Source organism: Microbacterium sp. HJ5 (genome assembly GCF_054824025.1).
Genome location: NZ_JSYE01000014.1, coordinates 1 through 14,852, shown reverse-complemented (window position 1 = coordinate 14,852; position 14,852 = coordinate 1). Strand labels below are relative to the sequence as shown.

The 14,852-nt window shown below is 69.1% G+C and carries 10 protein-coding genes; 5 read left to right on the top strand and 5 right to left on the bottom strand.

The features are described from left to right. Positions 1–267: 267 nt before the first annotated feature. The gene (locus OB08_RS07935) at positions 268–2,037 is read right to left on the bottom strand and encodes a sigma-70 family RNA polymerase sigma factor (protein WP_461473874.1); all 1,770 of its coding nucleotides are present in this window, start codon (positions 2,035–2,037) and stop codon (positions 268–270) included. Positions 2,038–2,458: 421 nt separating this feature from the next. Between OB08_RS07935 and OB08_RS07930 the strand changes: the two genes are divergently transcribed. Continuing rightward, positions 2,459–3,274, top strand: a complete 816-nt coding sequence (locus OB08_RS07930) for a hypothetical protein (protein WP_461473872.1) — start codon at positions 2,459–2,461, stop codon at positions 3,272–3,274. A 28-nt stretch (positions 3,275–3,302) separates the two neighbouring features. On the opposite strand, the gene OB08_RS07925 is transcribed toward OB08_RS07930, so the two are convergent. Beyond that, positions 3,303–4,340, bottom strand: a complete 1,038-nt coding sequence (locus tag OB08_RS07925; protein WP_461473870.1) for a hypothetical protein — start codon at positions 4,338–4,340, stop codon at positions 3,303–3,305. Positions 4,341–4,619: 279 nt separating this feature from the next. On the opposite strand from OB08_RS07925, the gene OB08_RS07920 reads away from it, so the two are divergent. Then, on the top strand, positions 4,620–6,008 hold the full coding sequence (locus OB08_RS07920) for an Ig-like domain-containing protein (protein ID WP_461473868.1): 1,389 nt from the start codon (positions 4,620–4,622) through the stop codon (positions 6,006–6,008). A gap of 146 nt (positions 6,009–6,154) precedes the next feature. Then, positions 6,155–8,272, top strand: a complete 2,118-nt coding sequence (locus tag OB08_RS07915; protein ID WP_461473866.1) for a M60 family metallopeptidase — start codon at positions 6,155–6,157, stop codon at positions 8,270–8,272. 79 nt (positions 8,273–8,351) lie between these two features. Here the strand turns inward: OB08_RS07915 and OB08_RS07910 are convergent, their stop codons facing one another. Next, complete coding sequence (locus tag OB08_RS07910) at positions 8,352–9,005, bottom strand: amidohydrolase family protein (RefSeq protein WP_461473946.1); 654 nt, start codon at positions 9,003–9,005, stop codon at positions 8,352–8,354. A 92-nt stretch (positions 9,006–9,097) separates the two neighbouring features. Between OB08_RS07910 and OB08_RS07905 the strand changes: the two genes are divergently transcribed. Next, positions 9,098–9,679 (top strand): hypothetical protein, encoded by a 582-nt coding sequence (locus tag OB08_RS07905; protein WP_461473864.1) that lies wholly within the window; start codon positions 9,098–9,100, stop codon positions 9,677–9,679. 199 nt (positions 9,680–9,878) lie between these two features. Here the strand turns inward: OB08_RS07905 and OB08_RS07900 are convergent, their stop codons facing one another. After that, complete coding sequence (locus OB08_RS07900) at positions 9,879–11,384, bottom strand: leucyl aminopeptidase (RefSeq protein WP_461473862.1); 1,506 nt, start codon at positions 11,382–11,384, stop codon at positions 9,879–9,881. Continuing rightward, positions 11,381–13,030, bottom strand: coding sequence for an MFS transporter (locus OB08_RS07895; protein ID WP_461473860.1), 1,650 nt, complete (start codon positions 13,028–13,030; stop codon positions 11,381–11,383). Before OB08_RS07895 ends, OB08_RS07900 begins: the two co-directional genes overlap by 4 nt. Positions 13,031–13,146: 116 nt before the next feature. On the opposite strand from OB08_RS07895, the gene OB08_RS07890 reads away from it, so the two are divergent. Then, on the top strand, positions 13,147–14,712 hold the full coding sequence (locus OB08_RS07890) for an SLC13 family permease (protein WP_461473858.1): 1,566 nt from the start codon (positions 13,147–13,149) through the stop codon (positions 14,710–14,712). Positions 14,713–14,852 lie beyond the last annotated feature (140 nt).

Below are 14,852 nucleotides of genomic sequence, written 5' to 3'. Positions count from 1 at the left end.
GCTCTCACTGCACGCGTCACTGCGCCCGTCGTCGCGTCCACGGACGCCACCGCACTCCGGTCGGTGAGGAGTGCGGCAGAGCCCTGCTGATGTGGAGCGGTCCGCATCCCCCCGGATTGCGGACCGCTCCGGCGCGCTGTAGCGCGCGGAGGCTCGCGGTGGGAGTGCGACCCTCCGATGAAGGTCACTGGGGCTGAGCTTCATGACCCTAAAGAGCGCGCGCCCCGAACTTCATTACGCGATCTCGGAGAACTTTTTCCCGATCGCTCAGAGCAGCGTGGCGAGCGGCACCGTGACGACCGCGCCGCGCACGTCGCCGCGGACGTACGTGAAGCTCACCGGCGCGTTCGCGACGAACTCCGCGATGGCCGGGACGAAGGTGAATCCGGTCGTTCCGGTCTCGTCGATGCTCTGCACGGCGACGATCCGCCCGTCGATCGCCAGCTCGACGCTCTCGCCTGCAACGCCGGCGACCACCACGTGCACGTTGAGGCTCGGCGTGGCGTCCCACCACCATTGCGAACTCGAGATGATCGGGGCGTCGATCGGGAGCTCGGGTGGATCCGTGGGCTCGGGGTCGACGGGCGGCTCGGGGTGCACCGGCTCCTCCGGCTCCTCCGGGTCGGTCGGCTCCGTCGGGTCGGAGGGCTCCGTCGGGTCGGAGGGCTCCGCCGGTTCGGAGGGCTCCGTCGGCGCCGGCTCCTCGGCGTGCGGCGGCGGCGGAGCCGAGCCTGGCCCGGGCACGGCCGGCGGCTGGGGGGCGGGCGGGGGGACCTGCTCGAGGGGCGGGACCGGCTCGGTCGGCGTCGCGTTGGGCGCGGGCTCCGGGGTCGCCGTGGGAACGGCGCCAGGCGTGACCGCCGGTGAGCCCGAGGATCGGTCGGAGTCTGCGTCGGGGCCGGATGAGGTGGCGCCGGAGGCGTCGAGCGATGTGGACGATGCCGAACTCACCGCGGCGATGATCGCGGCGCCGCCGACGCCCGCCCCTCCGACAGCGACCACCACCGCGACCGCGATCATGGCCGCGTGCGCCGTTCCGCCTGATGTGAGGGAGGCGAACACGCCGGCCGCACCCGCCACCCCGGCGACTCCCGCCGCGCCCGCGCCCTGGCCGTCGGGACGCCGCGGACGGCGGAACCTCGACGGGCGCGACGGAGCCGGTGACGGGGTGCTGTGGGCCGGGCCGGAGAAGGCGCCCTCGCCCGAAGCCATGGCCACGGATTCGGTCGCGGCGCCCTGCAGGTAGGACAGGTACCCTGTCGCGCCGACGCCGCCGAGCGCCAGTGGCAGCAGGACGAGAGCCAGCCGACTGCCGACCTGCTTCGCCTCTTCGAAGATGATCGCGCATCGGGCGCAGTCCAGGATGTGCGCTTCGACCTTCGCGGAGTCCCGCTTCGAGACGTTGCGACGCGAATACGCTCCGAGCCGCTCGACGGTCCAGCGGCACTCCTCGTTGTCATCGAGCGAGCGCAGGTGCGCCTGGATCCAGGCATCCCTCAGCCCGGCGCGCGCCCGGAAGGCGAGCTGCGCGACCGCGGAAGGCTTCATACCGAGGAGCGGTGCCATGTCGGCCGGCTTCAGCTGCTCGATCTCGGAGTACCAGAGCACCTCCTGCCACCGGGTGGGCAGCGAGCGGAACGCGCGGACCGTGAAGCTGCCGTCGAGCGCCTCGTCGGTCATCGCCTTGTCGACCTGCGGCTCGGCGACGAGGTCGAGCTCTTCGAAGGCCACCTCGCGGCGAGCCTTGCCCCACCCGGCGGCCGTATTGCGGATCGACGTGAGCAGGTAGGCACGGAACCCGAGGGTCGGGCCGCCTCCGCGCTGGATGGCCTCGTAGATGCGGGTGAACGATTCCTGCACGAGATCGTCGGCATCGAAGGTGCTCGTGACCGACCGCGCGGCGGCGAGACCCGCACGGTGGTGGCGACGCCACAGCTCGGCGAACGCCGCCTGATCGCCGCGTCGTGTCGCGTCGACGAGATCGGCGTCGGAGACTCTGACGGTCTCCGCGCCGGGTTCGGTGGTCGGGTCTGTCACAGCGATCCGTCGTTGCGCTGGGGAGACGCGAGGGTCATGGCGTGGCCTGTCGGAAGAGGGCGTGCGGAAGGTTCGGAAGAAGGACTCCGTCGTGGGCGATTCGTTACGCGAAACCGGCGACGGGTTCCGGCGGACGCTGCTGGCAAGCCGATCACCGAGAAGCCGTTCCGGCGAATCGCGTAACAGAAGCGCCGTCGCCGTCTCTCTTCAGGCGGAAGCGCATCCCCAGAGCACTTCCGCGATGTCCAACTCCCCAAGAGGACATCTGTGCGCTTCGACGCACCGGGCGGTCCGTGAGCCGAGGGCTCCGGACCGCCCCCTTCCCGAACCCCCGCGAGCGGGCGGTCATCGATGCGCGCACGCCGTCGTCCGCAGAGTTGCCGATCCGAACACCCCCGCACCCGACCGACAGGAGAGCCACGTGACCGTCATTCCGCTCGCCGTCGACGATCTTCGCGACCTCCCCTCGCCGGTCGAGGGGCTCTCGGAGGCACTGAGCCGTCTTCCGTGGGAGCGGGTGCGACGGCTCGAGATCTCGCCGTCAGGGCCGCGCACCGCCGCGATCCTGACCATCGGGCCGGCCGTCGCGCGACCCGCTCTGCTGGCGGTGGAGGCGGCATCCCTCACGTGCCGATTCCTGCTGCGCCCCGTCCCCCGCCGCACGACCGCCTGCTGCTGGTCGGGAATGGACCGTGCGCTGCCGCAGGACGCCTGCTGGACCTTCGCACAGGCCGCGGAGGCCGTATGGAGCTGGGTGGATTCCGGGGTCGTCAGCTCTGCCGATCCGATGCTCCGGGACGCCCACCTTTCACCGGTCGTCGCCGACATGGCGGAGTCGGCCACGATGCGCGATCGCATCTTCGACGCGATCGACCGCGACCGTCTTCCCCGCGGCGCTCGTCTCGACTCCGCGCCGGATCTGCACCGGTTGCTGCGGGGCGCGGTCGACGCGGCGGGAGCGACGCGGATCCCGCTGGACGACGTCGTGCGACGAGTAGCCCCCACGGGCCGTCTCGCTCCGACAGCGCACGAGTTCGCACGGATCGTCGAGACCGCGCACGCCGAGGCGCACCCAGAGCGGGACCACACGCACAGAAGCGTGGGCGTGCTCGGCGCTGTCGCCCGGGCGATCGACCTGATCGGCATCCCGCCCGGTCACGCCGGGGTCGCGCTGGCGCTCTTCCGCTACCTCGACTGCGAGCTCGCGAGCGCCGCCCCGCGTGGGAGCGGGCGGTGATCCGTACCCGGCCGGCGGCGGCCGGGACTCAGACGCAGCCCTGCGCGGACAGGGCGTCGTACACGGCGCGAGGGGGCCAGCCGTAGACCAGCACGCCGACGTCGAAGCCCCAGGCGTAGCCCGCGATCGCCTGCGCCACCTGCTCGCCGTCCAGCCCTGCGAGATCGCACCGGGCCCACGCGTAGAGATGCGCGGCCTCGTGCGCGACGAGCGCTCGCACATCCGACCGAGGCCAGGCGTCCACGGCGGCCTGCGAAATGGTCAGGGTGCCCCCCTCGCGCACCACCGCTGAGATCCCACCCCCGCCCAGGACGACGGTCACCGTCCTGCCGCTGAGGCTGCGGACGAGCGCGGCGATCTCGGCGGTCCTGTCGATCCGGGGCGCGGCGAGTGGCGCGGGTGACCCGGTTGCCGCGGTGGGCGGACTGGGGCTGCGCGCGTCGCGCGCTGCCGCGTCCGCCTGCTGCCGGGCGGCGCGCGCCGCCCGCTCGGCGGCCTCCCGGGCCCTGCGCTCGGCCTCCGCCTTGAGGCGGGCCTGCTCGGCATCCCATCGGCCGACGATCTCGGCAGCCTCCTCGGGAACGGCGGCCACCTGGGCGAGCAGCCACGGCGAGACGGGGTCGAGCGACGCTGGCACGCTCCGTGCGGCGGCGTAGGCCCGCTCGACCGGGTCCGCTATGGCCCGCACGATCCGCGGCGTGCGCATCGCGGCGTTGCGCATCGCGACGGCGTCCATCAGGTCGCGCGCCATCTCGACGTGCGCCAGAACCACGATGGCCGCCAATCGCTCCCGCGCCGGTTCGTCGTCGGGAAGGACCCTCCCCTCGGTCGACGCCACCGCCGCGCGCGCAGCCTCCAGTGCGCTGTCGTGCGCGTGCACCGCCGCGCCGGCCGCCGTCGCTGCCCGATCGAACCGGGCGGACATGTCGGCGACCGCCGAGGCCGCAGCGGCCTCTGCCGCTCGGGCGACGACCCGCTGGCGGGCCGAGACCTCGCTTCCCACCGACACCACCGCGGTCGCGACGATCGCCATCGCCACAAGGGGTCTCCAGTACCACGTTGTCATCACCGACTCCGATGTCGCGGGCCGCGCCGGCCATGCGGCCGGCCGCGGTTGGGGCATCGTACTCACGCTTCGCGAATCCGCACCACGCACGATGTCGGTGATCGTCGATGCGAGAACTTCTCTCTCTTTCCGCGTAACGGACAGCGGCGTCCGATATCTCAATCTCCAGAGCATCAGCAAGCCGCCCAGCAGCGGCCATCCGACTCAGACCCGAAGACGCGCTGGTGCCGAGCCGCTGACGCGCATCCGCGCTGACGCGCGCCCTCGAAAGGAACCTCCATGAAACGCGCCCGAATTCGCGATGCCCGTCGCCGCCCGATGGCGATGACCGTCCCGGCCGCCGTGATCGTGCTGCTCGTCACCGCCGCTCCGGTCCAGGCGGCGTCCGCCGCTGAGTACACGTACCCGTCGGCGATCGATCCGTCGTCGATCACGCTGTCGACGACGGACGGCGACAGCACTGTGATCAAGGGCGACAAGCTCCGCGTCGATGCCGCGTGGTCCGTGCCGGATGGCGCCCGCGCGGGCGATACCTTCGGCATGACACTGCCCGCCGAGCTCGAGGCGTACGCGGGCACGATCACGCTCCCCGCTGCCGACGATCCGAGCCTGACCGCGGCGACCTGCACCGTCGCGGGCTCCCCATCGGTGCTCACCTGCACCCTGACCGACTACGTGAACGGCCGGACGTCGGTCGGCGGCGTGTTCTGGTTCACCGCATCGGCGCAGAAGACGACGACCGCCAGCGCCGTCGCGTTCGCGGTGGCCGGCGATGAGGTGCTCGTCGAGGTTCCGGGCGGGGGCATCGGCGCAGTGGTCGACAAGCCGACTCCGGTCAACCAGAAGCCCTCGAAGGGTGCCTACCAGACGCGGGCGGGGAACCTCTGCTGGCAGGTGCTCTTCGGCGGCTCGCACATCGCAGGACTCGACGAGGTCGTCGTGCACGATGTGATCGCCGCCCCCGATCAGGCGTTGGCGGAGCACCACAACACCGACGGCAAGATCCGGGTGAAGTACCGCACGCCCGAGTCGATCTACTGGACGAGCATGCCCTTCACGGGCGGCTGGAACAGCACCGGCACCGAATTCACGATCACGATCGCCGGACCCTTCGATCCCTCGTACGGCTACATGGTCTCGTACGACACGACACCGAGCGACGCGACGACGGGAACGCGCTACCGGAACTCCGCCGACGTCAGCGGGATCCGGCTCACCTCGACATACAAGTACACGGTTGCCGGTGGCGGGAACGGCAGCGGCACGGTTCCGCCCACCCCCGCACCCGACGCCGGAGCCCCCGCCGCGCCGGCCCCCGACATGACCACGCCCATCGCACCGACCCCCGAGCCGGATGCTCCGGAGGTGCCCGCGGAGTCCGCGCCGAGCTCGCCCGAGGCCGACGCGCCGGAGATCCCCGAGGGCGGCGCGATCGCGCCCGAGCCAGGCGAGGATCAGGCGGATGCCGCTCCCGATGCCGGCCCGCAGCCCGAGCGCGTCGGCCACGGCGCGGTGCGCACGCCGGCGGGCGAGGCCACAGAGCGGGTGGGCCATGCGACCACGCTCGCCGAGACGGGCGGCGGTGTCGCATGGACGATCCCTGCCGCGGGCGGCCTGGTTCTGCTGCTCGGAATCGCGGCGGTCGCGAGCGTTCGCCGACGCGCATAGCCGCACACGCGGTGCGCCGCTTCGCAAGAATCGTGTGAGACGCAACACGGTTCCCCTCCGCTAGCGTGAGCGCCGATACGCATCCCTGTCGTCAGGGATGCGTATCGGCCGCTTTCCGCGCGGCCTCGGCCTCGGGAGGGAACCACATGCACAGAATCATCCGCGCGTCAGGTGTCTTCGGACTGACTGCCGGGCTGGTCGTCGGAGGTGTCGGGGCGGCCTACGCAGCCGAGCGCGGCGTCGAGGTCACCGCCCCCGCATACGGTGACGTGAAGGCGCGGGCAGCCGCCGAATTGCGGAGCTTCCCACACAGCGATCTGACTCCCACAGGCGTCTGGGCAGAAGAGGGGGATGTGTTCGACGTCGAACTCACCGCCGGCGAAGCCGGGAAAGTCGAGCTCGCCTTCGGTCTCTACGGTGCATACAACGACCTGTACGACGGAGCGAAGAACGGCGCGCTGCAGCGCGTCCCACTGTCCGTGGGCAGCGCGCGCGTGACGGCGCCCATGACGGGCCCGGTGTACCTCGTCAACAAGTCTTCGTCGACGAACGCCTTGGCGACGCTCGACACCGAGGCCGATCTGCCTACCTTCACCCTCGGCGAGACCGACATCCACGAGTGGACGACCAAGACCAGCGGACTGGCGGCGGAGCGATTCGTCGAGCTCGTCAGCGACAAGACGCTCACCACCATTCGATGGAGCACGTACGTCGACGCACTCGGCGCGGCGGGATCGCCCACGCTCTACCTCGAGCAGATCGACGCGGCAGTGGAGGGCACCGAGGAGGTCTACGGGTTCGAACGAGGCTCCACCGGGGCCTCGTCGAAGAGCGGCCATCTCCTGCACATGACGACCCCGGACACCTACGACAGTCCCACTGCGCTCGCAGCGGCGACCGAGTACCGCATGATCTTCCCCGTCAGCACCCAGGGCGCGCGAAAGCTCCTGCGCTACAGCGACCGGTGGATGACCGATCACGAGATCGGGCACACGTACCAGAGCCCGTGGCTCAGATGGGACGACGTCACCGCACCTCGCGGCGCCAATCTCAATGGCGAGGTGACAGTGAACATCAGCGCTTCGTTCCTGCGGGAGCGAGCAGGCAACCCACCGCGCCTGCTCAACAGTGCGGACGTCGCCAAGTTCTTCGCCCGCCCAGTGGACGAGCGGAGCTACTTCACGACAGAGGCCGACTTCCCTGGCGAGGGGGAGCTCAACGACAACTTCACGCGTCTGGCGATGTGGGAGCAACTCCGCTCGGCGTTCGGGCCGGGGTTCTATCCCCGCCTGTTCCAAGAGCTGCGCGTCGAACAGGCACTGGGCACCCCGGCGCCCACACGGATCACCTCGGTCGACCTCTTCGCCCGGACGGCGGGGAAGGTCGCCGAGCGCGACCTGACGCAGTTCTTCCGAGAGTGGGGCATCCCGCTCACGCAGGAGACGCGTGATGAGCTCGCGCAGCATCCGGCGCTGGCGACCGAGATCTGGCGCTCGTTCACCGACGCGCTCCCCGCTCGTCACGATCACGATGTGGCGCCGTACGTGGTTCCCGCAGCCGACGTCGTTCCCGGCGGGACAGTTGCCGTCCCGCTCCACCAGGAGAACCTGACCGCCGAGCAGGTGGACCCGCTCCTCGTGTCAGACCCGAACGCCGCAGGCGGGCCCGCGCGCTTCGAATCGGGCCGCGTGACCACGAAGCTCAGCACCACGGGAGTGTCCGCCTCGCCGGCGAAGGTGGCGGTCGTGAACGACACCGGCACGCGGGACGTGGTCAGCCTCGCGACCTCCGCACACCACGGGCACAGCCTGATCGCCCGTGGAATCGCGTACTCGGATGGCACGCGTCGTCTCGTCCTCTCGCTCACGATCGATCCCGACAATCCCGGCTACTACCGGGCACAGGGCGGCGCGTGGCAGGCAGACAGGAATTTCAAGGAGGAGTTCCTGCGGCTGGAGTTCCTCGACCACGAAGGATTCGCGGTGCAGAGCCACTCGATCCGCGGCACCGATTACTCCGACCAGTTGGCGAATGCGCTGGACGGCGCGGAGTACATCGAGGGCGGGTACGTGAGGGTCTACCACGCCAACGCCTCCTCGGCACTGCGCGTCTACGCCGATGGCATCCCCTACCCCGCGAACGCGGAGAATGACACGGACGCCCTCTTCAGGATCGTCGACGGGACGTTCGTGCAGGTCGACGAGGTCGAGCCGGTGACGGAGACCCGATCGTGGGACGAAGTCGAGTCGTGGACCGGCGATTGACCGCATGATCCGAAGCGGCGCGCAGCACATCCGGGGCTGCGCGCCGCTTCACTGTGTGCCTGCCGGCGACCGGGCGGCATCAGACGATGCGTGATCCCATCGACCACACTCCGGTCACGATCAGGTCGTCCGTCAGCAGTACCGCATCGGCCGCGAAGCCCACCTCGAACCGCCCGAGGTCGCCCGCGCGCCCGATGGCTCGAGCGGGCGTCGACGTGACCGCCGTAACGGCGCTCTCGATCGCGATGCCGCAGTCCATGACCGCCCGCCGGAGCGCGAGGTCCTGGGTGAGCGTGGACCCCGCGATGGAGCTGCCGTCGGCGAGCCGCGCGACCCCGTCCGACACGACCACGTCGACGGATCCGAGCACGTAGGTTCCATCGGCGCCTCCCGCCGCGGCCATGGCGTCGGTCACCAGGGCGACCCTCTCGGGTGCCAGATCGAAGGCCAGACGGACGATGTCGGGATGCACGTGCACGCCGTCGTTGATGACCTCCAGCGTGACACCCGCCGACCGCACGGCGGCGAGGACAGGACCGGGCGCGCGATGGTGGATGCCGCGCATTCCGTTGAAGGCATGTGTCAGCATCGACGCCCCCGCGACGAACGCAGCGGACGCGACGACGTCGTCGGCCGACGTGTGTCCGAGGGCGACGGCGATGCCGCTGTCGGCGAAGCGGTGGACCGCTGCCAGCGCGCCGGTGAGCTCTGGTGCGAGCGTGATCTGTCTCAGTGCACCGGCTCCGGCTTGGATCAGTCGGTCGACGTCGGCCAGGTCGATTCCGCGCAGCTGCGCGGGATCGTGGGCGCCGCGGAAGGGACACCGTGTGGGAGGAGCGGATCGTCGACGGCGTGCCGCTCATCACCGTCGGCGTCGAGTTCTACGACTACGTCGCGAAGACCGGGAACGCCCCGTTCGCTGAGTTCACAGCGGCCCAGCTGGACTGGCTCGAGAGCCGGCTCGACTACTGGTCGGCGCAGGACAAGCCGGTCCTGCTTTTCAGCCACCACCTGTTCGCGAACTCCGTTTCGGGCAGCTACACGACGTTCTACAAGAACGATTTCGGTGCTTCTCGCGACGCCTTCGAGCAGCTCCTGCTGAAGCATCCGAACGTGATCACGTTCGTCTCGCACACGCACTGGCGACTCGACCTGCAGGACTGGGCCGTGAACTACCGCGGCAGCGCCGCCAACGCCGCCAGCGTGCGCGGCATCCCGATGGTCAACACGGGGGCGCTCGCGAACGTGTACGGCCCGTCCGGCGACTACAGCGAGACCAACATCACGAGCGCGAGCGCGACCGGCCTTCGTGTGAAGGTATACGGCAATCAGGTCGTCGTCGAGAGCTGGGACTTTCTCACCGAGACGAGGATCAGCCAGGTCGCGTTTCCCGTCCCCCAAGGCTGAGGCGACGCGAGAGGAGCGGCCCCGCCCACGGTGCACAGTAGGCGGGGCCGCTGTCTGCGTATCCCCCGGGGCGCAGACCGTCACTCGTTGCCGAACAGGGTGACGGGGAGTCGCGGGACTCCCTGCCCTCCAGATCGCTCGAGACCGATCGCATTACGCGAAAGGCGACCCCGATCCAGGATCTCTCATCCACCCGCCGTCAGCGGCGAAAGGCGCTCGCTGCCTGCAGGAGCAGGCGCGCTCCGAAGCCTGTGGCGCCTGCGGACCTCCACGAGTCGTCGTTCTCGGTCTGCATGGTGCCGGCGATGTCCAGGTGCGCCCAGGGCGTTTCGCCGACGAAATGCGATAGGAACAGTGCGGCGGTCGTGGCGCCCGCGTACTTGCCTCCGAGATTGGAGATGTCTGCGACCGCCGAGTCCAACTGGGCCCGGTATTTCTGCTCGAGCGGAAGCTCCCAGACCGGCTCGTCGGTGAGGGCGGATGCCTCCTTCACTAGGCGCACGGTGGTCTCGTCGTTGCCGAAGAGCGCTGCCGTCGACGGGCCGAGCGCCATCAGCGCGGCGCCGGTGAGCGTGGCGATGTCGATGATCGCATCCACTTTCTCTTCGTTGGCGAGGACGATGGCATCCATCATGACGAGGCGACCTTCAGCGTCGGTGTTCTTGACCTCAACGGTTGTGCCGCCGCGGGCGACCAGCACGTCGCCGAGCTTGTAGGAGGTGCCGGAAGGCATGTTGTCGGTGCACATCAGCCAGCCGGTCACGTTCGCGGTGACCTCCGCGTCGCGCAGGGCTGTAAATGCTCCTAGTACGGCGGCGGCCCCGCCCATGTCCATCTTCATGAGCAGATGCATCGGGTCGGATGGCTTGAGGCTGATGCCGCCAGAGTCGTACATGATGCCCTTGCCGATCAGACCGAGATGGGCTGACGGAGCTCCCTGAGGCTGGTATGTGAGCTTCACCATCCGTGGCTCTTCGGCCGAGCCCTGGTTGACGCCCAAAAGGCCGCCGCACCCGAGCTCGATGAGCGCCTTCCTATCGAAGACCTCCACGTCGAACCCGAACCGCGGTCCGAGCCGGTCGGCGATGTTAGCGATATCGGTCGCGGTGAGGTGCCCCGGAGGTGTGTTGGCCAGGTCCCGCGCGATGACCGCCGCTCGGGCAGACACGAGGCCCGCAGCGGCTCCTTTCGCGATATGCGCGTCGAGGGCACGAGTGAGCCCGAGCGAGAGGGTGCGCAGCGGTACGTCCTTGCGCTCGGACTTGAGCGGCGTGTACCGGTACCGCGCGAGAACCGCGCCCTCGGTGAGAGCCTGGGAAGCCCCCGCGGGATCGGCGAACTCGTGGTCGATGACGAGTTCGACGTGTTCCCGACGCGATGTTGCGCGAGAGAACGATGCAGCGAGGTCCCGGAGGCCGGTCGCGTCCAGGTCGGCGCGCTTGCCGGCACCGACGGCGACGAGGTCGGGCCCCGACGGCCTGGGGACAACCAGGGTCTTGCCGACCTTGGGGTCGAAGCCGGCTCGCGTGAGCGCCTCGCGTGACAGCTCCAACTGGCCGGGAACGTCGCCGTCCTCGAACACCGCTAACCCGAGCGCCTCGGCTCCTCCATCTGGCGTCGAGATGACCCTCACCCCTTCCAGGAAGTCGAGGCCAGGCAGTGCGGGGAAGTCCGCGGGGATGAGCTTTGCGGGGTTGCGGGTCATCGGGCCCTCTTCTCAGGTGTCGGTGCGGACTCGTCCTGCATGGTGGGATTCAGCGGCAGCGTCTCGTCGATCGCGTCGTTGTCGTCGGGTTCGACGCGTTCGGGCAGCTCGCCGGCGATACGCCCGGGCATGCGCGTCGCGGGAACGATCGCCAGCAGCGCCAATGCCGCCAAGCCCAGCAGAGAGACCTTGAGGGCGTGAAGCCGCGCCTCCTCGTTGATGACGAGGGCCGCGGCTGCTTCGGCCGATGTGGCGCTCGTCGACTCGAGGAACGCTTCCACCTGACTGTTGGTCAGGAAGTCGGCGTTGTCGAAGTTCACTTCGCTGATCAGCTGCGACGAGATCTCAGGGTGCTCCTCGGCTGAAGTCTGAAGGGTGATGGCCAGCATGCCCACGGCGAACGCACTCACCACGGCGATGCCTATCGAGCCGGAGAGGTTGTGGACCAAGCCGCGCCAAGCCCCGACGTCGCCAGCAAGCTCCTTCGGCGCGGAGGAGAGGAGCGTGGTGAAGACGAGCGCGACGATCGCCCCTTGGCCGAGCCCCAAGAGCACGAGCCCCAGCACGATGAAGGACTGCCCCCAGTCGGCACGGATCGTGAACGCGATGAGGGTGAGCGCCGCCGCGACCACGACGAACCCGACAGACCCGAGCACTCGCGGGGTGGCGTACTTGTACAGGTACGCAACGAACGTGGAGGCAAGGAAGATGGAAATGGTGTACGGGATGATGGAGAACGACGTCTGAATGCCCGACAATCCCTGCACGACCTGCATGTAGAGCGGAATCAGAAAGTTCGCAGCGGTGCCGACGAACAGCATGATCGCCATGCAGGCCGTGATGGCGAGCTCGCTGCGGGTTGCGAGCACCCGCAGGTCGAAGATGCGCGGACGATGGTTCCGCTGACGCGTGGAGACCCACACGAAGAACACCTGACCGACGATGAGCCCCGCGACGACGAGCAGCGGCGCGGGCGACACACCGAGGATGCTGAACGGCGCCTGCTCGGAGGCGAGCCAGATGCCCCAGGAGTTGAGGCCTGAGAATCCGAAGCTCAGCAGGACGATGGCCGCTGCGGCCAGGAGGGCACCGGTCCAGTCGATGGAGAGGTTCTTCTGGGCGGGGACCTTGCGGATCCCGAAGCTCAGCAGAAGGTTCACCGCCCCCAGCGCCACCATAAGAGCGAAGGACCACCGCCAGCCGATCGTCTCGGCGAACCAGCCGGCGATGACAAGCGCCAGCACGCCAGCCAACGGGATGGCGGCTGCCAGAAGCCCGATCGCCTTGGCTTGGCGGTCACCGTGATAGTTCGTGGCGATGAACACTGTCAGCGCTGGCGCGATGAGAGCGATGACAGCGCCGGATGACGCTTGGGCGATGAAGAGCATGGCCGGGCTGAGGCTCAGTGCGACACCTGCCATCGCCGCCGCGTGGATTGCCACGGCGATCTGGAACACTCCGCGCGTGCCGAACCGCGAGCCGAGCTTCGCGCCGAGCAGGATGAATGCCGCCATCGCGAATGTCCCCGCCGTGATAGCGGTGCCCACAGAGGTGGCCGGCGTGTCCAAGTCCGTTGTGATGCCCGCCATGGAGACGGTCAGCGCATTCACGGCGAACGATGCCTGGATCTGCGTGAGCACGACCACGATAAGGGGCAGCCACGACGCGCGCGTGGTCTCGCCGGCGAGGGATTGCCTTGACATTGAAATGCCTTTCACAATCAAGATGATGCAATAACGCTCATTGTCTTACAGTGATGCCCGTGGACCCCGTCGTCGCAACGCTGCTGATCCTGATGTTGGCCATCGCTGGCTTCGTGTCGAACCGGATCCCTCTGGGAATCGTCGCCATCGGGGTGTCCCTCGCGCTCTACTTCACAGGCGTGCTCACACTCCCCCAGGCGCTCGCCGGCTTCGGCGACCCGACCGTGCTCTTCATCGCCGCGCTCTTCATCGTGAGCGAATCGCTGGACGCGTCCGGTGTCACGGCGTGGGCGGGACAGAAGGTCATCGGCAAAGCCGGCAGCCGCCGAGACGTCCTCACGGTGGTGATTTGCCTCCTCGTGGCGGCCACGACCGCACTCATCAGTGTCAACGGCGCCGTCGCCGCCCTCCTGCCCCTGGTGGTCGTCGTCGCCGCGCGCGCGGGACTCCCCTCGTCGCTGTTGCTCATGCCGCTCGCATTCGCCGCCCACGCCGGCTCACTGCTGCTGCTGACGGGCACGCCCGTGAACATCATCGTGTCGGAATTCGCGGCCGACAACGGCGGCAGGGCGTTCGGCTTCTTCGAGTTCGCCGTCGTCGGCGTGCCGCTGCTGGCGGGAACCGTCATCGTGGTCCTCCTCTTCGGCAGGTCACTGCTCCCTAGGCGCACGGGTGCGATGATGCCCGTCGACCTTGCACGGCACGCCCGGCTCCTTCGCACGCAATACGCGCTGACCTTGGACACCGGAGTGCTGCTCGGTCCCGTCAACGGGGTCACCGAGGTGGTCATTGCGCCCCGCTCGCCGCTGATCGGCAAGCGGTTGTGCCCGGGCATGACGACGCCCAGCGGAGACCTGGTCGTACTCGCGGCCCGTAGAGGCGACGACCAGCTGCGGGGCCAGGAGTTCACGTTGCAGGCCGGCGATTCCCTCCTTCTCCAGGGCACCTGGGAGGACCTCTCCCGGCACACCGACTCCCCGGACGTGCTCGTCGTGGACGAGCCTGAGCGCATCCGGCGCTCCGTGCCTCTGGGCCGTGGCGCCAAGCGGTCCCTCATCATCCTCGCCGCGATGGTCCTCCTCCTCGCCACTGGAGCCGTTCCTCCTGCCGTCGCGGCGCTTCTTGCGGCATGCGCGCTCGTGCTGTCCCGCGCGGTCGGCGTGACGCAGGCTTATCACGCCATCTCCTGGACGACCGTCGTCCTCGTGGCTGGCATGATTCCGCTGTCCACCGCTTTCATCGAGACGGGCACCGCCGACCTCGTAGCCGGGTGGGTGCTGACCCTGGTGGGTGCTGCCGGCCCTCACGCGGCGCTCCTTGCCACGTGCGTCCTGACACTCGTCCTCGGCCAGCTCATCAGCAATACCGCGACGGTATTGATCGTCGCACCCGTCGCGGTCGCCATCGCCAGCACGCTCGGGCTGTCGGTTCAGCCATTCATGATGGCACTCACCGTCGTAGGAGCCGCATCGTTCCTCACGCCTGTTGCCACCCCGGCGAACCTCATGGTGATGGAGCCAGGCGGGTACAAATTCGGCGACTACTGGAGGCTCGGACTGCCACTCGCCATCCTCTTCGTGCTCGTCGCCGTGTTCCTCGTCCCGCTCGTCTGGCCTTTCGGGTGAACAACGGTGGCGCGCGCAGATGAAGTCCGAGCGCTCCGCGTCTCGCTGTGGCTCAACGCCGCGCTGTCCGTCATCGCCCTCGCGCTGGGGATCGTGCTGAGTGTCCGCGTCCGTTTGTCCACTGTGTAACGAATTCGTAA

Excerpts from the sequence above, each read along its gene's own strand:
- OB08_RS07925 (WP_461473870.1), bottom strand. The coding sequence starts at position 4,340 with ATGACAACGTGGTACTGGAGACCCCTTGTGGCGATGGCGATCGTCGCG.
- OB08_RS07920 (WP_461473868.1), top strand. The coding sequence starts at position 4,620 with ATGAAACGCGCCCGAATTCGCGATGCCCGTCGCCGCCCGATGGCGATG.
- OB08_RS07915 (WP_461473866.1), top strand. The coding sequence starts at position 6,155 with ATGCACAGAATCATCCGCGCGTCAGGTGTCTTCGGACTGACTGCCGGG.
- OB08_RS07900 (WP_461473862.1), bottom strand. The coding sequence starts at position 11,384 with ATGACCCGCAACCCCGCAAAGCTCATCCCCGCGGACTTCCCCGCACTG.